The 22059-nt window shown below is 36.2% G+C and carries 22 protein-coding genes; 11 read left to right on the plus strand and 11 right to left on the minus strand.

Features of this window, described 5'->3' with window-relative positions:
- Positions 1 to 3: 3 nt before the first annotated feature.
- Positions 4 to 798: a hypothetical protein gene (locus ORI89_RS12240; RefSeq protein ID WP_268230777.1), complete on the plus strand. Its 795-nt coding sequence runs from the start codon at positions 4 to 6 to the stop codon at positions 796 to 798.
- A gap of 41 nt (positions 799 to 839) precedes the next feature.
- Here ORI89_RS12240 and ORI89_RS12245 read toward each other — a convergent pair whose 3' ends face one another.
- Complete coding sequence (locus ORI89_RS12245; protein WP_268230778.1) at positions 840 to 1976, minus strand: NAD(P)-binding domain-containing protein; 1137 nt, start codon at positions 1974 to 1976, stop codon at positions 840 to 842.
- A gap of 381 nt (positions 1977 to 2357) precedes the next feature.
- Here ORI89_RS12245 and ORI89_RS12250 point away from each other — a divergent pair, with 381 nt between their 5' ends.
- The 5 genes from ORI89_RS12250 to ORI89_RS12270 all read left to right on the plus strand — a co-directional run bounded on the left by ORI89_RS12250 (position 2358) and on the right by ORI89_RS12270 (position 6849).
- Positions 2358 to 4043: a BCCT family transporter gene (locus ORI89_RS12250; protein WP_268230779.1), complete on the plus strand. Its 1686-nt coding sequence runs from the start codon at positions 2358 to 2360 to the stop codon at positions 4041 to 4043.
- Positions 4044 to 4070: 27 nt separating this feature from the next.
- Positions 4071 to 4928, plus strand: a complete 858-nt coding sequence (locus tag ORI89_RS12255) for a universal stress protein (protein ID WP_268230780.1) — start codon at positions 4071 to 4073, stop codon at positions 4926 to 4928.
- A gap of 108 nt (positions 4929 to 5036) precedes the next feature.
- Positions 5037 to 5330: a hypothetical protein gene (locus tag ORI89_RS12260; RefSeq protein WP_268230781.1), complete on the plus strand. Its 294-nt coding sequence runs from the start codon at positions 5037 to 5039 to the stop codon at positions 5328 to 5330.
- Complete coding sequence (locus tag ORI89_RS12265; protein WP_268230782.1) at positions 5330 to 5707, plus strand: hypothetical protein; 378 nt, start codon at positions 5330 to 5332, stop codon at positions 5705 to 5707. Before ORI89_RS12260 ends, ORI89_RS12265 begins: the two co-directional genes overlap by 1 nt.
- The gene (locus ORI89_RS12270) at positions 5707 to 6849 is read left to right on the plus strand and encodes a glutathionylspermidine synthase family protein (RefSeq protein ID WP_268230783.1); all 1143 of its coding nucleotides are present in this window, start codon (positions 5707 to 5709) and stop codon (positions 6847 to 6849) included. Before ORI89_RS12265 ends, ORI89_RS12270 begins: the two co-directional genes overlap by 1 nt.
- Positions 6850 to 6914: 65 nt before the next feature.
- On the opposite strand, the gene ORI89_RS12275 is transcribed toward ORI89_RS12270, so the two are convergent.
- Positions 6915 to 7631 (minus strand): DsbA family oxidoreductase, encoded by a 717-nt coding sequence (locus ORI89_RS12275; protein ID WP_268230784.1) that lies wholly within the window; start codon positions 7629 to 7631, stop codon positions 6915 to 6917.
- A gap of 222 nt (positions 7632 to 7853) precedes the next feature.
- On the opposite strand from ORI89_RS12275, the gene ORI89_RS12280 reads away from it, so the two are divergent.
- Positions 7854 to 8513: a class I SAM-dependent methyltransferase gene (locus tag ORI89_RS12280; RefSeq protein ID WP_268230785.1), complete on the plus strand. Its 660-nt coding sequence runs from the start codon at positions 7854 to 7856 to the stop codon at positions 8511 to 8513.
- 14 nt (positions 8514 to 8527) lie between these two features.
- Here the strand turns inward: ORI89_RS12280 and ORI89_RS12285 are convergent, their stop codons facing one another.
- From ORI89_RS12285 to fbaA, 7 genes are all read right to left on the minus strand, one after another.
- Complete coding sequence (locus tag ORI89_RS12285) at positions 8528 to 9493, minus strand: NAD(P)H-quinone oxidoreductase (protein WP_268230786.1); 966 nt, start codon at positions 9491 to 9493, stop codon at positions 8528 to 8530.
- A gap of 6 nt (positions 9494 to 9499) precedes the next feature.
- On the minus strand, positions 9500 to 12367 hold the full coding sequence (locus ORI89_RS12290; protein WP_268230787.1) for an outer membrane beta-barrel protein: 2868 nt from the start codon (positions 12365 to 12367) through the stop codon (positions 9500 to 9502).
- A 32-nt stretch (positions 12368 to 12399) separates the two neighbouring features.
- Positions 12400 to 12927, minus strand: a complete 528-nt coding sequence (locus tag ORI89_RS12295) for a ferritin (protein WP_268230788.1) — start codon at positions 12925 to 12927, stop codon at positions 12400 to 12402.
- A gap of 173 nt (positions 12928 to 13100) precedes the next feature.
- Complete coding sequence (locus ORI89_RS12300) at positions 13101 to 13463, minus strand: DUF6686 family protein (protein ID WP_268230789.1); 363 nt, start codon at positions 13461 to 13463, stop codon at positions 13101 to 13103.
- Between the two features lie 114 nt (positions 13464 to 13577).
- Complete coding sequence (hpf, locus tag ORI89_RS12305) at positions 13578 to 13919, minus strand: ribosome hibernation-promoting factor, HPF/YfiA family (protein ID WP_268230790.1); 342 nt, start codon at positions 13917 to 13919, stop codon at positions 13578 to 13580.
- 15 nt (positions 13920 to 13934) lie between these two features.
- Positions 13935 to 14816 carry a tyrosine-type recombinase/integrase gene (locus tag ORI89_RS12310; protein ID WP_268230791.1) on the minus strand — a complete coding sequence of 294 codons (882 nt, stop codon included), beginning with the start codon at positions 14814 to 14816 and terminating at the stop codon, positions 13935 to 13937.
- 211 nt (positions 14817 to 15027) lie between these two features.
- Entirely contained in the window at positions 15028 to 16107 is a 1080-nt protein-coding gene (gene fbaA / locus ORI89_RS12315; protein WP_268230792.1) for a class II fructose-bisphosphate aldolase, read from the minus strand.
- Between the two features lie 263 nt (positions 16108 to 16370).
- On the opposite strand from fbaA, the gene ORI89_RS12320 reads away from it, so the two are divergent.
- From ORI89_RS12320 to ORI89_RS12335, 4 genes are read left to right on the plus strand one after another with little or no spacing between them, the layout of a single operon-like run.
- Entirely contained in the window at positions 16371 to 16718 is a 348-nt protein-coding gene (locus ORI89_RS12320) for an ArsC family reductase (protein WP_268230793.1), read from the plus strand.
- Positions 16719 to 16722: 4 nt separating this feature from the next.
- Positions 16723 to 18672 carry a M1 family metallopeptidase gene (locus tag ORI89_RS12325; protein ID WP_268230794.1) on the plus strand — a complete coding sequence of 650 codons (1950 nt, stop codon included), beginning with the start codon at positions 16723 to 16725 and terminating at the stop codon, positions 18670 to 18672.
- A gap of 4 nt (positions 18673 to 18676) precedes the next feature.
- Positions 18677 to 19390, plus strand: a complete 714-nt coding sequence (locus ORI89_RS12330) for a hypothetical protein (protein ID WP_268230795.1) — start codon at positions 18677 to 18679, stop codon at positions 19388 to 19390.
- A gap of 25 nt (positions 19391 to 19415) precedes the next feature.
- Positions 19416 to 20900 (plus strand): amino acid permease, encoded by a 1485-nt coding sequence (locus ORI89_RS12335; protein WP_268230796.1) that lies wholly within the window; start codon positions 19416 to 19418, stop codon positions 20898 to 20900.
- A gap of 86 nt (positions 20901 to 20986) precedes the next feature.
- Here the strand turns inward: ORI89_RS12335 and ORI89_RS12340 are convergent, their stop codons facing one another.
- Together ORI89_RS12340 and ORI89_RS12345 are read right to left on the minus strand one after the other, a co-directional pair.
- Positions 20987 to 21457, minus strand: a complete 471-nt coding sequence (locus ORI89_RS12340; RefSeq protein WP_268230797.1) for a DsrE family protein — start codon at positions 21455 to 21457, stop codon at positions 20987 to 20989.
- Between the two features lie 8 nt (positions 21458 to 21465).
- Positions 21466 to 22029, minus strand: a complete 564-nt coding sequence (locus ORI89_RS12345; RefSeq protein ID WP_268230798.1) for a TlpA family protein disulfide reductase — start codon at positions 22027 to 22029, stop codon at positions 21466 to 21468.
- Positions 22030 to 22059: the final 30 nt, after the last annotated feature.

Raw genomic sequence — 22059 nt, forward strand, 5'->3', positions numbered from 1 at the left:
CATATGAATAATTCATTTTTATTACTATTAGCTCTAGGTTTTATATTAATCTCTTGTCAGAACACGATCTTTTCTGACGAAATTCTTGATGATACACATAAACAGGAACAAAAAGACTTGATTAGTACATATGAACTGGTTGCAACCGAAAATTTAAGCTCAAAAAGCTCTGCAAAAAAACAGCTCAAGTACAAAGTCATCTTTACAGAAGAACTAAACCAACAGAAAATAAAGCCAACAATAGAAAACATAATTACTCAAATCACAACGCAAGACAATGATGTGGATGAAGTAATACTTTGGTTTTACAGCGACAAAAACATGATTAACGAACCCTTTGACATAGGGTCTGCAGTATGGGCGCCTTACGGCGAGCTAGGCCATGTAGATTCTAAAATTGCGATACACAATATCCGAGATAACTATAAAATAAAATATACAGTCATAGAAAACTTAGATGAATACATGCAAAATAAAGAAGATGTCAAAAAAATATACAACATCGGACTCGAAAAGAGGAAAAAAATTTTCAGAGATATTATAGCAGCAGAAGATAGAGTGTATGGCTTTCAAGATATAGAAAATCAAAAGGTGCTAAACGATGCTTTATCAAAAGCAGAAGGATTAACTGCTGAAAACAGGGAAGCAATGTATAGAAATCAAGAAAAAATCAGTCTTAAAGCAAAGGAACTAATGTCCAAATACAAAAGTTATCTTTATCTCGAATATGGCATCAATAAAGAATTAGAGGAAGAAATAGCTCTGGAGGGCATCAACAACAACTGGTCGGCAAACTAACCTCATTAAAAATATTGAAAAACAGATTTCTAACTTCTAGGCTATCTTTTAAGACTAAGATAATCAATCAATTCCCGAGCCGCTGCTCTTCCAGCTCGATTAGCCCCCACTGTCGAGGCTGAAGGCCCATAGCCTATTAGATGAAGTCGAGGCTCTTGTACGACCTGAGTCGCTAATCTACCTGACATTTTGATGCCCCCATGTTCATTAATAATATTTAACCCTTTCAGATGTTCTAAAGAATGACGGAAGCCTGTATTCCAAAAAATAACATCTACATCTAAAGTAGTTCCATCTTTCCACCCCACCCCTCTTTCAGTAATATGATCAAACATTGGCCGCCAATTTAAAGCTCCCTTTTCAAACATTCTCTCTATTGAAGGCGTAATAGGCAAACCTGTGACTGCTACAACAGATTCAGTCGGTAACCCTGCCCTCACTCTTTGATCTACTAGCTCTACTGCTTCCCGACCTAACTCTTCCGTAAACTCATGATTCCTAAAATCAGGCTCTCTACGAGACACCCAACTTGTTTGAGTTAATTCAGATAGTTCGCCCAATAGCTGCACGGCTGATATACCTGCTCCCACAACAAGCACATGTTTACCGATAAACTCTTCGGCCTGCTGATAATCTACGGTATGTAATTGTTTTCCCCGAAACAGATCACTTCCAGGATACATAGGTATGTTAGGTGTTTTCCATGTACCTGTCGCATTAATTATACCCCGAGCACTAAACTGCACTCCATTTGTTCGGACTAGAAAACGACCATTCCTCTCCGTCACCTCCTGTACTTTAATGGGGCGTATAATAGGCAGTTCATATGCTTTTTCATAAGCTCCATAATACTGTGGAACAGCCACATTTGCTTGCAAAGCTACGTCTCTTTTATTAACAGCATCAGCAAATGCCATACCTGGCAGGTCATTAATACCATTAACGTTACTAAGTGTCAGAGAATCCCAACGATGCTGCCACGCACCTCCCGGCCCCACTTCATCATCCAAGACCACAAAACCTTTACCAGCTTTTAATCCCTCTCGTTTAAGATAATAAGCAGCAGACAAACCTGCTTGACCTGCACCGATCACAACAATATCAACTTTATAAAATGGCTCAACCCTTGGTGTTTCAATTACTAACTCTGGATCCTGTATCGTTTTATTTTTATTCATTATCGCCTGTTTAACTATCTATATACATTACTAATCTGTATTCTCCGTACTATAAGCAAGGTCAAATAGTATAGATCAACTTGTCAATGCTCTAAAATCATACATATATATGATATATTCATTAACATAAGATAAGATCTGTATTTGACCTTCCCATATTTAAACCTTACCTTTGGCACGTAATTAAAAATCTGCCTTGCAAAATATGTTTAAGCCTTTAACAAACTTAAACATTCTGTAGCCCGAGACTTACTGCTGTTTTGTCTATAAATCGACATAGCTATTTATAAAAAGCTTGTGGACAGCATTTTTTTTGAGTTTTCACTCTTCTTATCTAGGTCGGGGCATTATCCTGCTAGGTTTTTCAGAAATAAAAAAAGTATGTCTACAAACAAAAAACCAAGTATCCAAAAAACAGGTTTAGTTGTTCACAAACCTGTGTTCATTCCCACTCTTATTATTATTATCGTCAGTGTTACGCTTGCTTTACTCTTTCACGAACAAAGTGAAGCTACCTTTAACAGGATGCAAAACTTTGTTTCCGAAAAAGGAGGATGGATCTATACACTCTCTGTTAATGCTTTTATTATATTTTGCCTATTTCTTGCTTTTGGTAAATACGGTAATGTCCGCATAGGCGGCCCAGACGCTAAACCCGAATTTAAAGGCCCTGCATGGTTTGCTATGCTATTCAGCGCAGGTATAGGAAATGGTTTAGTACTTTTCAGTATTGCTGACCCTGTTCGCGATTTTATTTCCCCTCCACGATTAGGCCCAGACACAGACACAGCGCTTATTGCACAAGAGGCTATTAACTTTTCTTTTCTACATCACGGTATACACGGATGGGCAATCTACTCGGTTATAGGTCTTGCTCTTGCATACTTTACCTATAACCGTAAAATGCCCCTCACCATACGTTCTGCTTTTTATCCTATACTGGGCGATAAAATTTATAGTTGGATTGGAGATGCTATCGATGTAATTGCAGTAGTAGCAACCCTTTTTGGCTTAGCAACAACTTTGGGTTTTGGGGTCGGCCAAATCAATGCCGGTATGAACCATGTCTTCGGAGTTCCTACTAGCCTACTTTTTCAGTATATTATTATATTGACCATTACAGGTATAGCGACGATTTCTGTTGTATCCGGTGTTAATAAAGGTGTTAAATTCTTAAGTGAACTAAACATAGGCATCGCCGTTATTCTGTTTCTCTTAGTGTTAGTGTTGGGCCCAACCGCATTTATATTAAAAGGTTACGTACAAAATATCGGAAGCTACCTAACAAACTTTATTGATATGGCCACTTGGTCGGGCAATTACGGGAAAAGTGACTGGCATAATAATGTTACACTTATGTACTGGGGATGGTGGGCTTCTTGGTCGCCTTTTGTCGGAACGTTTATAGCACGTGTATCAAGAGGGCGAACTATCAAGCAGTTTGTTCTAGGCGTACTCCTACTGCCTGCACTGGTTACCTTTCTTTGGTTTTCAGCCTTTGGAGGTACCACAATGTTAGGTTTAATAGAAGGCGATTTTGCTCTTGTAGATGCAGTTAAAGAAAACATATCAACTGCATTATTTGTATTTTTTGAAAAATTCCCATTTGCCATAGTACTTAAGATTTTAGGAATGCTACTCATCTGTAGTTTTATAATTACTTCGGCTGACTCAGGCGCACTTGTTGTAGACAGCATTACTTCCGGCGGTCACCGCCGCACTCCTGCTATGCAAAGAATACTGTGGGCCTCACTCTCGGGCATAATAGCCGCTGCTCTCTTAACAGGTGGAGGTTTAGACACATTGCAAGCCGCCGTTACCATATCAGGCATGCCCTTTGCGATCTTACTGGTGGTGATGTGCGTATCACTTATTATCGGTATTCATGAAGACTATAATATTGAACAGCGTCGCTTAAAAATGAAAGAAACCGAATCTTATAAAGCTTCTATTTCTAAAATAATGGAAGAAGAAAAAAGAACGCAAATCAGAGAGCAACCTATAGAATTGCAAGCTTCTGATGAAAAAATCTCCCCCTCTGAAATAAACAAAGAAGGAGATATTTAAAAAAATATAAAATATTAAAGAAAAATAATGAACGAATCAATTGTAGTTGCATTAGATCTAACAGATCAAGATATTACACTTATTGCATACGCTAAACAAATTCAAGTATTTTATCAAATAGATACTGTTCATTTTGTACACAATATTAAAACCTCGGAAATCGATGAAATAATAGCCGATATGATGGAAGATGTACAAATACGTCCGATGATTTTGAGAAGCTTAGAAAAAAAGATAGAAGCTATATTCACAGAGAAAGACAGTTATAAACTAACATTACTTGAAGGAGATAACACCGAGTTTGGGATTAACGAATGGGTTAAGCAGTTAAAAAAAAGTTGTACGGTTGTTCTAGGCTGGAAAACCCCAGAAAATGGCACCGGTGCGATGGCACAAAAGTTTATACGCATGTTTCAGGGAGATATTCTTTTGATTCCTAAAAATGCGATCTTTAAATTAGACGCTATACTTGTGCCGACAGATCTAAGTTCAAACTTTTCTAAAGTCAAAAGAAAAATTGACAATCTAATTACTCCCCTAGTAAATACGCGTGTTCAGGTGATAAAAACATATAATATACCAAGTTTATTTTTTCAATTTATAGATGACAAGGAAACTAAACAAAAAGCTGAACATTTGATTTTATCGCAATATGCCAGTTTACAAAAAAAACTCAATATACCTACACACTGGCAAATAAAGGCCGTATACCAACAAGGTAAAAGTGTAGCTGATATTATCATTAGAGAAAACAACAATTTAGCTACCGATATAATTGTATTATCAGCAAAAGGGGCAAATACTATTGCAGCTATTTTTCTTGGGAGCACAACGAATGAACTTATTAGTAGAGATCCTTTCCAAACCATTTATATTGTAAAATAGTGTTTGGTAGTAGATAGTTTAAACCGATAGAGTATGAGAACTATAATTACATCTCTATGTTTTAAAACACAAGGATTAATAGCATATTTGTATGAATAATTAAAAGTTATGAAAAAAATATTGGGATTTATCTCTGTTGCATTTTTAACAGCATGTAGTAATCCACAAAAAGAACAGCCCTTGGAGCACTTAGATAAAAAATCGGCTCGAGAAGTAACTTTAAAAACTGTTACACAAGGAGACTCAGTACTACATATTACAACACAATACATCTGGTATAACGGTGAACAAATAGCCTCAAAAAAAGATACTATAATAACGGCTATTACGCCCAATACGTGGAATGCAGTTGATTCAATGCAAACGTTAAGCAAGGTTCCTATTTACGTTACTGTTCAATAATGAGAAAAAAAACAACCAAACATATTCAATTAGTATTAATCACTTCGGTTTTGGCAACATGTGCACAAGCACAGCAAGCTCCCGATGCAAAACAACGGGTTTTTATGCGAGCTGATTCCACTGCTGCATACACCGAAGTAACAGATAATTACAAACACGATCAGAACACAAGGTCAGGATCAGGAGGAATGGGGTCTTCCTTACTATGGTTCATGGCCTTTAGGCATATGGGAGGCATGTTGGGCTATGCCAACAACAATTTGCATCCCCAATCTGTCGCGGGCACTAATGCAGCAAAAGCTGCAGCATTTAAAGCGCAGCGAGGCGGCTTTGGTAAAACAGCCAACTCTACAGTAAAATCTTCAGCAGGCTCCTAATGCATATCAAGAAGTTACGCATTGACCCTCAATGGGAATCGAGATTAGAATCAATAGGTTATGGTTATCATTCTATAGGAGGTGTTCCTTACTGGGTAGATGATTACTATTATGAAATTAATAATCAAGAAGCCGATTTAATCTACAATACAACCCAGGAGTTGTGGAACATGTGTTTACAGGCCGTAGAATATATTATTAAGAATAAGCTATACCATCTTTTTAAGATCCCTTCGTTTATGATTCATCATATAGAACATAGTTGGGAAAATGATGAACCTTCGATTTACGGTCGATTTGATTTTGCTTACCATAATAGCGATAAAACATTAAAACTACTAGAGTTTAATGCCGACACACCTACTTCTTTATTTGAGTCGGGCATAGTACAATGGTATTGGAAAAAACATTATTTCCCTGAATTAACGGATCAGTTTAATAGCATACACGAACAATTGATCCACAGTTGGCGCGAAATCAAGCCTTATTTAAAAGCTGACCTATTGCATTTCACTTGCGCAAAAGAAACATTAGAAGATCTTACAAATCTAGAATATTTGAGAGACACTGCACTTCAGGCAGGAATAAACACAAAATTGATTTATATAGATGATATTGGGTGGTCAGGACGTAATTTTGTCGATCTAGAGGGCGAGCCTATTCAAGCTATCTTCAAACTCTACCCTTGGGAATGGATGATACATGAAGAATTTGCTGTACACATTGTGAATGATATAAATAAAGCACAATGGATAGAGCCTTCATGGAAAATGCTGTTATCTAATAAAGCAATCCTTCCCATCCTTTGGGAGTTATTTCCAAATCACCCGAATTTACTGTCAGCTTATTTTGAAAAACCTTACCATCTAAAACATTTTGTAAAAAAACCAATTCTTTCAAGAGAAGGAGCTAATATAGAAATGTATTATGATGACGAATTGATTTTTGAAACGGCGGGCGATTATGGTCAAGATGGCTATATATACCAAGAGCTTGCCAATTTACATAAAGAAGAAACCGGTTTTTCGATTATAGGGAGTTGGATAATTGGTCAGGAACCATGTGGTATCTCTTTTCGAGAGTCTGATATGCCTATAACAACAGACAAAAGTCGCTTTATACCACACATCATAAGACATTAGAACAACAGTTTGATTACACGACGGATATATTCCCTACATAATCAAACTGTTGCCAATACACAGCCTTAGTTACAGCCATCCGGACCACAACTTGGTCCGTCTATAACCTCAAAATTTACTTTATTATTTTCGCTCTTCCATTCATTAAAAGATTTCTCTATCGTTTGTTTGAAAACGTCTACGGGTTGAGCTCCAGAAATAGCATACTTTCTATTAAACACAAAGAAGGGAACTCCCCGAACTCCTATTTCTTTTGCTTCATTGATATCCTGATTAACGGCTTCTTTAAATTCGCCTTTTTCCATACTATCTTGAAAAGCGGAAACATCTAGACCGACCTCTAAAACAATCGACTTTAAAACTTCTAGATCATCAATATTTTTTCCTTCTTCAAAAAAGGCTTTAAACAAAAGCTCTTCAACTTGATTCTGTTTATCAAATTGCTTTGCAAAGTGAGAAAGCTCGTGTGAATGAAATGAGTTGGCAACAACCGCTTTTTCAAAATCGTACTTTAACCCCACTTCTTTAGCCATCTCAGTCACCTGATCACACATAGCTTTGGCTTGTTCGACAGGCATCCCCTTACTACTCGCTAGACTCTCATAATATTTTATCGATGGATCTGTCTTCATCCCCGGATCTAACTGGTAGCTTTTCCACTCCAATTCGATATGCTCGTTATTTGAAAAAGATGACAGAGCAACTTCAAACTTTCGTTTACCAATATAACAGAATGGACACATAACATCACTCCAAACTTCAACTATCATTTTACTTGCCATAACACTTTTTTTATCAAACTTACTAATTTTCATTTTATACACACAAAAATGCATACTTTCATATAGGGAACCCTCATCATGAAGCCTATAAAAAAGCACACGAAAAAACCCACAAACTAATTATTAAACTTTAACTTTAATAAAATAGAATATATGCTTATCTATATTTTCAAACAACTAATTGCCTTATGACACACCCAATTTATTCAAAGCCCCCAATCAATGGATGATAACAATAAATTAAAGAAACTAGCAGCACAATTTGCTAAACCTAACGCTAAAAAAGGTATAGAGCTTGCCGCAATGATGAGCAAAACAAACATCGAGATGACACGACATTCGTTACATAAACTTGCTTTAACCGGTAGCGAGCACATCTTAGAATTAGGTCATGGGAATGCGGCCCATCTTAATGAACTCTTGACGCAGTACCCCTCTCTGCACTACACAGGGTTAGAAACATCAAAGACTATGTATGAAGAAGCAAGTAGGTTAAATGAAATGTGGATCGCTCAGGGGCGAGCAAGCTTTCTGCACTACGATGGCAAGCATCTTCCACTTAAAGCAAGAACATTTGATAAAATATTCTCGGTAAATACAATCTATTTCTGGAAAGATAGATTTACATTTTTAAGTAAATTAAAAAGCTTACTGTCTAATAACGGGCAAATAGCTCTTACATTTGCTAGCAAAAAGTTTATGCAAACTTTACCGTTTACAGTGTATGGTTTCACTTTATACGACGTCGAAGATGCTGAAAGACTACTTGAACAATGTGATTTCAAAAATATAAAATCATCAATAAAAAAGGACCATATACTAAGCCCAACAAATGAACCCATAGAACGAGAATATGCAACTGTTACCGCTTATAACAACTAAATTTCAATTGCATATTAAGGCACGAGTATTAATTTGCCTAAAACCTCCCCTTGTTCCATCATTTTATGCGCAGTAGGTGCATGATCAAACGATAATTCAGCATATATATGTTGTTTATAACGCTTCCCAATAAGTGGCCAAACATAATTAAAGACATCCTGCGCAAGCTGTTTTTTAAAATCAAGTTGGCGAGCTCTTAACGTACTACCTGTTAAAACGATTCGTTTATGCATTATTTTCATCAGGTTAACATCAACTTTAGCACCTTGCATAGCATTGATCTGTATCAATTTACCATCATCAGCCAATAAATCGATATGCTTCTCAAAATATGCCCCGCCGATACTATCCAATACCACATTTACTGTTTCGCCAGATAAACATTCCATAAAATCATCATTTTTATAATTGATAATCACATCCGCCCCCAATTTCTTACAAAAAAGTTCCTTATCTGTTGTACTTACAGTAGTAAACACCTTTGCACCAAATGCTTTAGCCAGCTGTATAGTGGCGGATCCAATCCCTCCTGCCCCACCATGCACCAGTATTCCATCCCCTTTTTTTAAGCCACCGCGACGAAAAACATTATCCCAGACTGTAAAAATAGTTTCGGGCAAGCCAGCAGCCTCTGCATAACTAAAATTTTCTGGAACCGGAAGGCATAAGTTTTCATCTACAGCTACAAACTCGGCATAAGCTCCTCCTGCGACTAAACAACAAACCTTATCACCTGGTTTCCACTGCGTCACAGCTGCCCCCACACGCTCAACCATGCCAGCAGCTTCTAAGCCTGGAATATCTTTAGAAACCCCAGAAGGAGCTGAATAATTTCCTTTTCGCTGGAAGATATCTGGTCGATTTACGCCAGCAGCATGCACTTTAAGCAAAACCTCGTGGTCACCGATACGAGGGATAGGCCGCTCTTTAACTTCTAATACTTCAGGTCTACCAGATTTTGTAATTACTACTGCTTTCATTTTAAATTATTTTTTAGGGTAATGCTGTAATCGCATGTTTAAAGTAATCATAAAATAACGTCCTAATCGATTATTCTTAGCTTCATACAGATCGTTCCCCACATATTCACTATAGGTCCCCATATTTTTATTCTGATCTAGCAGATCAAAACATTGAAAACGGAGCATACCTAATTTATTTGGAAAAAAGGTAAACTCTAAATATGCGTTCATTAAAGTCGGATTATTATTCATAAAACTACTTTCATAACCAGCATTAAAACGTTGCGACATTTCGGCTCCTAAAGTAAAGTCATTGCCCAGATAGCCTTTTGTACCCGCAGTTAAAGAAACTGTTTGGGCCGTTATTTTGGTGCGATGCGGCCACGAATAATCTGCATGGTTTAACAGATAATTTCCATTAAAAACAGATTCAAAATGATCACTCCAATTATACCGAACCTGCAGAGATTGCGAATACAACAACTGATTGGTTTTATTTCTTTGATCCTCGACGTAAGAAAGGTTATTGTAATAATCCACCCGACCCAATACATCAAGCTGGACAGATTCATTAAAAAAAGGCGTATTAAATAAGTAGTGCCATTTCACATCATAATACCCATCAGCATTTTTAAAACTTGTTTCCTGCGCAGTAGATTGTGTAAGAGATCGTTTATCCGAAACAATTTTGTTAATAATAAAACTATAAGCAAGATCAGTCTCAAAATACTGCCCTCTAGATGTGATAAATTTCCGAAAGGTGGTATTTATCCGGTTTGCAAACTCTGCTTTCAGCGCGGGATTACCAATAATAATATTTTGCGAATTACTATTGTCTCGAACAGGAACAATATGTAAAAAATCCGGTTGATTATTTTTCCCTATATAATTAACACTCCATTCAACAGCATCGTCCCATTTCCATTTCATTCCGGCTGTCGGCACCAAATTAACATTCGAATAGTTATACTTATCTTCTTCAGCTAATAAGTACCCATCGAGAACTACTGGTTGAACCGCAAATCCTAAGTTTGCTTTAAACTTTTTACTAGGTTGATATTGATAGTTTAACCCAATTTTACTACTCTGATATTTATAATTATAATTGACAGCTAAAGAATCGACAAAAGATGGCTGACTGCTTTCCAATGACTTCAGTCTATCTTCAACCCTTCGAAGAGCCCTTAAATTAGTGGATTCAAAATCAAAAAAAAGCTCTAATGTATTCGAAGTAGAAAAAGGCTCAATATAAGACAGAGAGCCTCTAATTGCATCACTTCCGTTATCCTGATTGATCATAAGTTGTTGCTCAAATGTAGAGCGTTTCACATTATGCGTAGAAGAATCTAACGAATAATAGTAATCAAAAACTCGCTCATTCTTAACTTGGTCATTCATATTTAACCAAAAACTACCGATCAGCTTCCTTCCTTCTTTCTGAAATGCTTTTGTATAAACTAAGTTTATATCCATTCCAGGACTCTTATTAAATGAACTGTCCTGATAAGTTCCAATGTTCGTAATTTTATTATTATTAATCAGTCGTTCCCGGTTATTACCAATAGCCATTTTACTATAACTAAAAACAGGCTTAATCTCTAATAAATCTTTATTTCTAAATCTATATTTATACTCTGCATGCAAACGGTGAATAAAATCATCTTTTATTGTGCGATACACTTCTTGATTAGAAATTCGATTACCGGTATAAGTCGACCGCAGTAAGGAGGTGCCTTCCGTTAAATTATCTTTCCGAATAAAATTGTAACTCACGTTAAATTGCGAATTTTCAGACATATTATCTGAAAAATTGAAACCTAATGACTTCACATTATTTAAACCATCTATATCATCCAAAAGCTCCCCGCCATCATAAAGACTCTGCTCTCTACTTCCAACCCCACTGGGAGCTCCAAAAGAAAATAAGCTTGTATTCGTATTATTTAGTGACCCCACGATAGAAAACTCTTGACCGTCATTAAAACGATTAATACCAGCACTGCCGATAAATCTATCACGAGTACCAACCCCAGCTGTAATCTGTCCAAATGTGATCTGTTTCTTATCCTCCTTCAGTATGATATTAATAACTTTCTCCGTAGGTTGGGCGTTCAGCCTACTTCCGCCTTGGTAGTCGTTATAATAATCTATCAGCTGTATCTTATTCACAAAGTCTGCAGGAAGATTTCTAGTAGCTGTTAAAACGTCTCCCCCAAAAAACTTCTTACCGTCTACCAACACGGTAGAAACAACTTTCCCTTGCCCATAAACAGTACCATCTCTACCGACGGAAATACCAGGCAATAATTTCAACGCTTCCTCCAAGAGAGCGTTTTTGCGAAAACTAAAAGCCTCCATATTATACTGTATAGTATCTTGACCATATACAACAGGAATAGTCTTAATAACAAATACATTTTCTATAAGCTCAGGCTGAAGCATCAAACTAACATTAGGCATAAGCATATAACTAGATTCTTTGTCAAAAAACACTTGTTTATTAACTGCTTGATATCCTAACATGCTATATGACAACTTAACATGAGTGCCCATAACACCTTTAAAACTATAAAAACCGTCTACTGACGTAACTGCCAACAATGTATCAAGGGCACTTATCAACCTTACAGTAACATCTTTCACGCGCACCCCATCCTCCTCTACTACAAAGCCTTGCAGTTGCCTAATATCAGTTTGAGCATACCCCCTATTTATAATGAAAAAACAGGAGCATACTAGAAATAAAAATATTATTCTTTTATTATATGTTCGCACAAAACTAATTTCTGACCCAATAGAGTTAAATATACTAAAAATGTATGGATTGAAAGCACTATTATTACCTTCAAATATTTTTTCAATATAAAAAGAAAAAGAGGCTGCTTCTTTCAAAAACAACCTCTTTCTCAATCAAGTATTTACTCTTACTCAGCTGAATAAGCAACTTTCACTAAATGCTTATCTATTTCCCATCGACCCGTTCCTTCCTCTCCGATAACATCAAATAGCTCAAGGATACGACGTGCTACATACTCTTCCTCTACTTGCTCTGCCAAAAACCATTGTAAGAAGTTAAATGTAACATAATCCTTCAACTTCATGCATTTGTCTGCTATATTATTGAACTGCTCTGTAACAAACATTTCCTGTTCTAAAGTTTGTTCGAAAACACCACGAAAAGACTCAAAATCAACTGGAATGTTTGTAATTTCAGGAGAGACAGCACGCCCGCCACGATCATTGATGTAATTAAATAACTTTAACATGTGTTCACGCTCCTCATCAGCTTGCTTAGCAAAAAAATTAGAAGCATTATCTAATCCTTGATCGTCACACCAAGAAGACATAGCTAGGTATAACGCCGACGCATGTGCTTCAATTTTAACCTGTGCATTTAATATATTTTCTATCTCTTCTAATAAAGAAGTTTTCAATTTCAATAAATCTTTCATTTTCTATACCTTATTTTAATATATGTATAACTACAACAATGTTTCCCTCACATTGTTTAATACAAAGATAATATATAGAATCTTGAATAAGTTAAATTAACTGCAATACGAATTAAGTCTAAATTAGAAAAATAAGCCCTAACTAATTTAGAATCAGTATCATTAAGAATGGTTTAAATAGCAAGCACGCGCCCTTGACGCATAATTTCTTTTATCTCACTATTTAGATAAATCATAAATTTTGCGCCATCTAAAATTTCACGTAATAGCACGATATCCTGCACGGAAAGAATAAAACATCGCTCAGTACGATGCGGCATTATAATCGCAAAATCAGAAGACCTTGAGGTATCCCCTAACATTTTAGATAAATCTATAGCATCTATCCGTTTCTTAAATAAAAAGAAATCAGATACAGAAAAAGAAGTGGTAGTATTTTTAAATTCTAGCCAATAACGATTTTTCCGACTGCACTGATATACAGCACCTTCTTTCGTTAAAAAAACTTCTTCAACATTTGCTAATGGACAAATCATCGTACAGATCTAAGTTTTGAACAGCAAACATACATATTGTTAAGAATTAATCCAAATAAAAAAGCTGGTTTTTCAACCAGCTTTTCTTTATTAAATTCTATTCAAATCTTCTATTTAAAATTCATCTTCCTTATTCAGAAGTTCCTTATGATTACTAGCATTTGTTCTCGTCTTTGTTTTATGCTTATTTATCTGCCTCCTCACTGATTCTACAGCCATATCAGTTGCTTCTTCAAATGTCTTTGCCTGCGCTTTGGCAAACAACTGACTTCCCGGAATGTTGATCTTCAATTCCACTATTTTATTAGCTTCATCATCCACATTCTCTAAACGTAGGTAGCACACACTTTCAATAATGTTATCAAAAAATTGGTCAAGCTTTCCTGCTTTTTTCTTAATAAAGTCTACCAATTTTTGATCCGCATCAAATTTAATGGATTGCACAGTAATATTCATTTTTCCTCCTTTTGTTTAAGCCTTTGGATGGGCTTGTTTATAAATTGACTTCAATCTTTCAACTGAATTATGGGTATACACTTGTGTCGCAGCTAAACCGGCATGCCCTAACAATTCTTTTATGGCATTAAGATCTGCCCCATTATTTAATAAAGTTGTTGCAAAACTATGCCTTAAAACATGGGGACTTCTTTTCTGCTGCATCGTAATACTAGATAAACTTTTATTAACTATCCTATAAATCAATTTAGGATAAGCACGCTTACCTTCATTAGTAACGATTAAATAAGGTGAATTATTTTGAAAACTTTCTTCATATTTTCTTTTTATATACTTTTTAACCTCATTTACTAATGTATGATGAATTGGAACCAAACGTTCTTTACCTCTTTTCCCAAATATCAATACTGTCTTATTGTATAGATCAATATCTCTTTCCTGAAGTGTTAGCAGTTCTGAAAGACGGATCCCTGTCCCAAACAACAGTTCTAGCACTATAAAGTCCCGCATTTCTTCAAATGTATTACTTTCGGCAGATTTCTGATTCAGCAAGTTTAACATCTTTTCTTGATCTACAACTACAGGTAATTTTTTAGGCATCTTTAAAGCACGAACCATAGTCATTGGGTTAGCAGTAACGACACCTTCTCGAAGTAAAAACTTATAATAAGAACGAAGTGTTGATATTGTCCGATTTATACTGGACGCCTCCTTACCTTTCTCCTTCATAAGAGATAGATAGTGCCTAACAATAGCATAATCAACCTCTGAAAACGCAAGACTTTCGCTGTCTAAAAAATTATAAAAGTTGACTAATTCAGTATCATAAGCATTAATCGTATGCTCCGAATACCGTTTTTCAAACTTCAAATAATTAATAAAACTTTGCTTGCTCATTATCGCTTAATCTTCTTTTCTAAATATAGTGAAAACATGATTAAAAACAAACTCAGTGCAAGCAATAATTAAAAAAATAAAATCAACTGAATTATCACAGTTTACTTCACCACTAGTATTCTAAAAGCTTTCCACAAACACATAAAACGACAGAAGGCTTGCACTTTTCAGGCAGGCCTTCCGATCAACAACAGTATTTCTTAAACTAGAACTATAATTTGCTATTAACGTCTACAGCATTAAGTTCACTGAAAGCTTGTTTTAAACGTTCTACAAAAGCCTCTTCTCCTTTACGTAACCAAACTCTAGGGTCATAATATTTTTTATTTGGAGAATCTGCGCTTTCAGGGTTTCCAATCTGACCTTGTAAATAGTCATGATTTTTAGCTTCATATGCACGCACGCCATCCCAAAATGCCCACTGCATATCTGTATCTATATTCATTTTAATGGCTCCGTAAGAAATAGCTTCTGAAATTTCTTCCGGTGATGAACCTGAACCGCCATGGAAAACAAAATTAACAGGCTTATCAGCCGCTAATGAAAATTTATCACGGATATATTCTTGAGAATTATTCAAAATAATAGGCTGTAACTTAATATTTCCAGGCTTATAAACACCATGTACATTACCAAAAGCAGCAGCTACTGTAAATTTATCAGATACTTTTGACAACTCTTCATAAGCATAAGCTACTTCTTCTGGCTGTGTATATAGTTTTGAACTATCAACATCTGAATTATCCACACCATCTTCCTCGCCACCTGTAATACCAAGTTCTATCTCAATAGACATACCAAGAGGTTTCATACGCTCTAAATACTTCTTAGAAATTGCTATATTTTCCTCCAAAGGCTCTTCAGATAAATCAAGCATATGTGAAGAAAATAACGGCTTGCCGTGTTGTGCAAAGTACTTTTCGTTTGCGTCCATCAATCCGTCAATCCAAGGCAACAGTTTCTTCGCAGCATGGTCAGTATGTAAAATCACTGCTACACCATAGTGCTCTGCTAATAAATGCACGTGCTGTGCCGCAGAAATAGCTCCCAGAACACAAGCCTTTAAGTTATCATTATTTAAAGTCTTACCTGCATAAAATTGAGCTCCACCATTAGACAATTGTATAATTACAGGAGAATTAACAGCTTTAGCTGTTTCCATTACTGAATTTATTGAATTTGTTCCAATAATATTAACAGCAGGTAAAGCAAATTTGTGTTTTTTAGCAACCTCAAATAACTCTTGTACCTGATCTCCTGTTAAAACACCTTTAAAATCTTTTAGGCTCATTATGTTATATTTTAAATTTAATTTCAATTGTTAATTTTCACAGATATAAAGGTACAATATTTTTTCAGTAAATAACAACACTTAGTGTAAAAAATACACTAGATAATTTATCCTTATAGTCCATACTCCTTAAATTATAAAACAACGATAGATTATTTAAGAGTAAACTAAAACTTATTTCAGTCTATTAATTCATCATTTTTAAATATATTGATATCTTTATCAACTGATTGAATTATTTTAGATACACTTTAATAAATTATATGTTACGAGTTTACGGAATAAAAAATTGCAGCACGGTAAAGAAAGCATTGAACTGGCTAGACGACAACCAATTAGAATATACATTCCATGACTTCAAAAAAGAACCGGCCACCCAAGAAAAACTGGAGTCATGGGAGAAAGAAGTAAGCTGGGAGTTGCTTCTGAACAAAAGAGGAACAACATGGCGAAAACTAACTGATGAACAACAGTCTTCGGTAAAAGACGCCTCCTCAGCCAATATTTTATTACTCGAGAATAACAGCATGATTAAGAGACCTATAATCGAATCAAAAAAAGGCATACTGGTTGGCTTTGATGAGACAGAGTATAAAGCTAAATTAAAATAAGCAAATGTTTAAAAAAATCATATATCTAGCATTATCGACCATTCTTGCATTCGGACACCACGCGGGTGCGCAGACAAAAAGTATCTATAGTTATACAGAAGCTTTTGCTCCTACTTTTTACACAAGTAATGGCTCAGTTTATCGTTCGGCTAGCGGCAAACCGGGACACGAGTATTGGCAAAACAATGCCAACTACAGTATAAAGGTAGAATTAAACGAAGAAGAAAGTCGCATTACAGGAAAAACAACCATAACTTACACGAACAACAGTCCAGACGAGCTTGGATTTATATGGTTGCAATTAGATCAAAACCTCTTCAATGAAAATTCAAGAGGACAAGCAACTATACCGCTTGAAGACAGTCGCTATGGTTCATCAGATTCTGAATTTAAAGGTGGGTTTTCCCTATCGCAGGTATCGTTCTCTGACGGTGCTGCCGCTAAATACCACATCAGCGATACACGTATGCGCATCGAACTACCGCAACCTTTAAAACCAAAAGGAGATTCTATTTCATTTAATATCTCTTTTTCTTTCACCATTCCTGAATACGGCGCAGATAGAACCGGTATTTTACATGGTAAACAGGGAGATATTTATGCTATTGCTCAATGGTATCCTCGCGTATGTGTATACGATGACATATTAGGATGGAATACCGAGCCCTATACCGGACCTGGAGAGTTTTACTTAGAATTCGGAAACTATAATGTAGAGATAACCGCTCCTGCAAGTCATATAGTAGTAGCTGGCGGAGAGTTATTAAACCCAGAGGAAGTATGGACAAGCACACAACTGGATCGTTATAAAAAAGCATTCAACAGCGACCGTACTGTAATGATTCGCTCTGCTTCTGAAGTTGCCGACCCTAATTCAAGACCAAATAAAAAAAGTTTAACATGGAAATACAAACTAGACCGTGCTCATGATTTTGCATGGGCTTCATCCAAAGCTTTTATTATCGATGGTGCTAAAATCAACAATCCAAGTGGCAAAACAGCTTTAGCATTGTCAGCCTATCCTACTGAAAGTAACGGCAACAATGCTTGGGAAAGATCTACAGAATACACCAAAGCTTCTATAGAACACTACAGTAAAAAGTGGTTTGAGTACCCATATCCTGTTGCGGTTAATGTGGCTTCTAATGTTGGCGGAATGGAGTATCCGGCCCTATCTTTTTGTGGGTATGATGCTAAAGCCGGCAACTTATGGGGAGTTACCGATCATGAGTTTGGCCACAACTGGTTTCCTATGATTGTAGGAAGTAACGAAAGACTACACGCTTGGATGGATGAAGGTTTCAATATGTTCATAAACGCTATTTCGACCGAAGAGTTTAATATGGGCGAGTATCACAAACGATTTGGAAATGCTAATAGTATGACCCGGGCCTTCGCACAAACTAACTTAGAACCCATCATGTCTTCTCCGCAAAGCATGAAAGAACGCAATATGGGAATATTAGCTTATTACAAGCCTGCTTTTGGTTTACGTTTATTGCGCGATGAAATTATTGGTCACGAACGCTTTGACAAAGCATTCCGTAAATACATTGAATACTGGGCATATAAACATCCTACTCCAGACGATTTTTTCCGAACGATAGAAAATGAAACAGGTGAAAATCTTTCTTGGTTTTGGAGAGGTTGGTTTAAAAATAACTGGGCCATGGATCAGTCATTAAACTCTGTTTCATATGTAGATATGGATGCTTCAAAAGGTGCACTTATTACAATAGATAATTTACAAAAACTTCCAATGCCCGTAGTTGTCGAAGCTACTACTGAAACAGGTAAAACAATTCGAAAAAAATTACCGGTAGAAATTTGGCAACGCAATAGTTCATGGACTTTCAAGTTAAATTCAACAGAAAAACTTATAAAAGTTGTCATAGACCCCGACAATGTATACCCTGATATAAATCCAGAAAACAACATTTGGCCTAGAAAATAATTGTATGAAAGTCAAAATAAAAAACAAAAAAATAATATTACCCATTCTTATGACAGCCTTTTTCTTAAGCAATGCTTACATAAGCGTTGCACAAGAAATTAAAGGTATTGTTCATGAGCTTGAAAGTAGCCAACGTATACAATCTGTTGTCGTAAAAAATTTAAGAACAGCGGCAGAAACTAAAACAGATGCACAAGGGAATTTTCAAATAGCTGGAGATATCAATGACTTACTTACGTTCACACAGATTGGGTACGAAATTGATACAGCTTTCATTTATGAAGGAGGAATTCAACGTATTTATTTAGTCCGTGACAACAAAAGTATAGTCCTTGACGAAATAGTTGTGAGTCGCCTTACGGATAGTAGAATTGCCGCTGAAATTGAAAAGGCACAACAAGAAGGGCAGGTTGCAGAAGCATCTCAACATCAAGGAGGGCTAAGATTATCCCCTTCTCGACTTTTTGGTAGGAAAGGAAAACAGGCAAGAAATAGTCTTAACTTACTGCGCAAAGAGCAAAACAACAGAAAAGTTGATCGACTATTTAATAATCAAACTATTTTAGCTGTCGTTCCGCTTACCGACGAAGAGTTACCATTGTTCAGAGAGCAATTTAGGCCTGAGCTAAAGTTTATTGAAACCGCATCTCCAGAGGACTTAAGAATCTATATAATGGATTCTTACAGCAAATTTAAATCAACAAAACCGATGAAATAGGAAGTAAAAACTAACCAAATAAATTATGCTTTATAAAAAATCAATTCCTCAGATTATACAGGAGGCAAAAGAAAGTGGAGATAAGACGCTTAAACGTTCCTTATCCAGCTATGGTCTTGTTGCACTAGGAATCGGAGCTATTATTGGTGCCGGACTATTTTCTCTCACCGGTATTGTAGCAGCAGAAAATGCAGGTCCAGCAGTAATTTTATCTTTTATACTAGCTGCTGTAGCTTGCTCTTTTGCAGGTCTATGTTATTCAGAGTTTGCCTCCATGATTCCTGTTGCAGGTAGCGCCTACACCTATTCTTATGCTACGATGGGCGAATTTATGGCCTGGATTATCGGCTGGGATTTAGTACTCGAATATGCACTAGCCAGTGCGACGGTAGCTGTAAGCTGGTCTCAGTACTTCAACCAGCTATTAATGACTTTTGGTTTGCAAATTCCTGAGTCTTTATTAAGGGGGCCTTGGGAGGGGGGCATAGTCAACCTGCCCGCTATAATAATAGTATGTCTATTATCTTTATTACTTATTAGAGGAACAAAAGAATCATCTACAGTAAATAATATACTCGTCATCCTAAAAGTATCGGTAGTTCTTATATTCATAGCATTAGGCTGGAGTTTCATAGAGTCCTCTAATCATACACCTTTCATTCCTGCTAATGAAGGCGAAGAATTATTAAAGAATGGGGGCATTGGCTTCTGGTCATTTTTAAAGAGCGACTATTTTGGTGAATTTGGAATCAGTGGTATTTTACGTGGGGCCGGTGTTCTTTTCTTTGCCTTTGTCGGTTTTGATGCTGTTAGTACGGCAGCACAAGAAGCAAAAAACCCAAAGCGAGATATGCCCATAGGCATTATAGGCTCACTAATTATTTGCACTATACTTTATGTACTTTTCGCTTATGTAATGACAGGTTTAGAACACTACCTTGTCTTCGAAGATGATGCAAGACCCGTTGCTACTGCATTTGCCAAAACAGGCTATACATTTCTAAATACAGCGCTCATTATAACTATTATTGCAGGATACACCTCTGTTATACTCGTTATGTTACTTGGGCAAAGCCGTGTTTTTTATGCGATGAGTAAAGATGGCTTATTGCCTAAATTCTTTTCTGATCTTTCTAAAAATCATACCCCTTGGAAAACGAATGCCATTTTCATGGTCTTTGTTTCATTATTTGCCGGCTTTGTACCCATATCTGATCTTGGTCATATGGTTAGTATAGGCACTTTATTTGCATTTACCCTTGTATGTATAGGCGTCTTAGTACTACGCAAGACAAACCCCGAGATTGAAAGACCGTTCAAAACACCATTAGTTCCTATTATCCCGATTCTGGGAATAGTTGTATGTATATTATTAATGTTATCATTACCTATAGAAAGTTGGGAAAGACTAGGTATATGGCTTTTAATTGGTTTAATAATATACTTAGTTTACGGTAAAAAACATAGTAAAATAAGACAACAACATAAAAAGGAAAACAATTTAGATTAGCGAGTAGTCTATTTGTTTAACTCACTTTATACAATAAACTATTCCAGTACGAAACACTGGAATAGTTTATTAAACATTAATTTTCATTAAGGCTTCACAATGGTCCAGCCTTCTGCAGCCCTAATCACCAGTTCGCCATTGCCACTCGGTGTATAACCAACAAAGTCAAACAAATCTTCTTTCTTTAAGTTTCGTTCTTTTAATGAGTTTAAACACTGGGTTACTTGTACATTTTTCTCAATTAAATCAACAACTTGATCTCTATAAGCACTGTTTTTCAATAGGGCTTCAGTTCCTCCTGAAAATGTCACCAAGTGTACCTCCAAACGCTCTTTCAAACGCGGATCTGTTAATAAATTTCGAATATTACGAAACGCTTTCTCAATAATTTCTGGATTTTTTGAATCCAATTGATAAATCACCTTATAGTGTTCCTTTGTCGCTTCTGCTCCTTGATAATTTTTATTTTCCTGTAACCTACCTTCTTGACTCTGTCCAAAGGCAAGCTGCGTGCAAAAAAATGCAAGGAAAAAAAATAGCCATACATTACGTCCCATATTTTAGTCTATTCGTTTGATAGTTCTACTAAATTTTCCTTTATTTTTCCGGCACCAAAATCCAGCATACCGGTATGCTTAGCAACTATCTCTCCTTTTTTATCCAATATAACTGTCATCGGTATGGAGCTACTTTCCAATTCTTGGGGTAAATCACCATCCAAGGTATATAATGGTAATGCATATTTATTCTTCGCCATAAAATCTACAGCTTTTTTCAAATTACGATCTACCTCTACGGCCATAAAAGTAATATTATCGTTATCTTTTAAATCAAGAGCCAGCTTATCAAGAGAAGGCATTTCGATAATACAAGGCGGGCACCAAGTTGCCCAAAAATTCATAACGACGACTTTCCCTTTAAAGTCTCCCAGCTTCACTGTTTCTCCTTTAGCTGTTTTAAATGATGCGTTCAGATACGTTGGCTCTGCGGCTTTAACATCCGCAGCAGCACTCGCTTCCACCTTCCCTTCTTCACTTACATTAGATTTATCTCCATTCGGAGAGCCACAGGCACTCACAAAAAACAACAGTGAAACGCCTAACGAAATAATTAATTGTTTTTTTCTCATTTTTATATAATTTATTTAGCAACAACTTCA

The sequence above is a fragment of the Sphingobacterium sp. UT-1RO-CII-1 genome (assembly GCF_026711005.1).
Taxonomy (GTDB): Bacteria; Bacteroidota; Bacteroidia; order Sphingobacteriales; family Sphingobacteriaceae; genus Sphingobacterium.

Bases quoted from the DNA above. Each gene is read 5' to 3' on its own strand.
- ORI89_RS12300 (WP_268230789.1), bottom strand. From the start codon at position 13,463: ATGATTTGTCCATTAGCAAATGTTGAAGAAGTTTTTTTAACGAAAGAA.
- ORI89_RS12345 (WP_268230798.1), bottom strand. From the start codon at position 22,029: ATGAGAAAAAAACAATTAATTATTTCGTTAGGCGTTTCACTGTTGTTT.
- ORI89_RS12295 (WP_268230788.1), bottom strand. From the start codon at position 12,927: ATGAAAGATTTATTGAAATTGAAAACTTCTTTATTAGAAGAGATAGAA.
- ORI89_RS12240 (WP_268230777.1), top strand. From the start codon at position 4: ATGAATAATTCATTTTTATTACTATTAGCTCTAGGTTTTATATTAATC.
- ORI89_RS12245 (WP_268230778.1), bottom strand. From the start codon at position 1,976: ATGAATAAAAATAAAACGATACAGGATCCAGAGTTAGTAATTGAAACA.
- ORI89_RS12250 (WP_268230779.1), top strand. From the start codon at position 2,358: ATGTCTACAAACAAAAAACCAAGTATCCAAAAAACAGGTTTAGTTGTT.
- ORI89_RS12265 (WP_268230782.1), top strand. From the start codon at position 5,330: ATGAGAAAAAAAACAACCAAACATATTCAATTAGTATTAATCACTTCG.
- ORI89_RS12330 (WP_268230795.1), top strand. From the start codon at position 18,677: ATGAAAGTCAAAATAAAAAACAAAAAAATAATATTACCCATTCTTATG.
- ORI89_RS12325 (WP_268230794.1), top strand. From the start codon at position 16,723: ATGTTTAAAAAAATCATATATCTAGCATTATCGACCATTCTTGCATTC.
- ORI89_RS12255 (WP_268230780.1), top strand. From the start codon at position 4,071: ATGAACGAATCAATTGTAGTTGCATTAGATCTAACAGATCAAGATATT.
- ORI89_RS12310 (WP_268230791.1), bottom strand. From the start codon at position 14,816: ATGAGCAAGCAAAGTTTTATTAATTATTTGAAGTTTGAAAAACGGTAT.
- ORI89_RS12260 (WP_268230781.1), top strand. From the start codon at position 5,037: ATGAAAAAAATATTGGGATTTATCTCTGTTGCATTTTTAACAGCATGT.
- ORI89_RS12340 (WP_268230797.1), bottom strand. From the start codon at position 21,457: ATGGGACGTAATGTATGGCTATTTTTTTTCCTTGCATTTTTTTGCACG.
- hpf (WP_268230790.1), bottom strand. From the start codon at position 13,919: ATGAATATTACTGTGCAATCCATTAAATTTGATGCGGATCAAAAATTG.
- ORI89_RS12280 (WP_268230785.1), top strand. From the start codon at position 7,854: ATGGATGATAACAATAAATTAAAGAAACTAGCAGCACAATTTGCTAAA.
- fbaA (WP_268230792.1), bottom strand. From the start codon at position 16,107: ATGAGCCTAAAAGATTTTAAAGGTGTTTTAACAGGAGATCAGGTACAA.
- ORI89_RS12335 (WP_268230796.1), top strand. From the start codon at position 19,416: ATGCTTTATAAAAAATCAATTCCTCAGATTATACAGGAGGCAAAAGAA.
- ORI89_RS12270 (WP_268230783.1), top strand. From the start codon at position 5,707: ATGCATATCAAGAAGTTACGCATTGACCCTCAATGGGAATCGAGATTA.
- ORI89_RS12285 (WP_268230786.1), bottom strand. From the start codon at position 9,493: ATGAAAGCAGTAGTAATTACAAAATCTGGTAGACCTGAAGTATTAGAA.
- ORI89_RS12320 (WP_268230793.1), top strand. From the start codon at position 16,371: ATGTTACGAGTTTACGGAATAAAAAATTGCAGCACGGTAAAGAAAGCA.
- ORI89_RS12275 (WP_268230784.1), bottom strand. From the start codon at position 7,631: ATGGCAAGTAAAATGATAGTTGAAGTTTGGAGTGATGTTATGTGTCCA.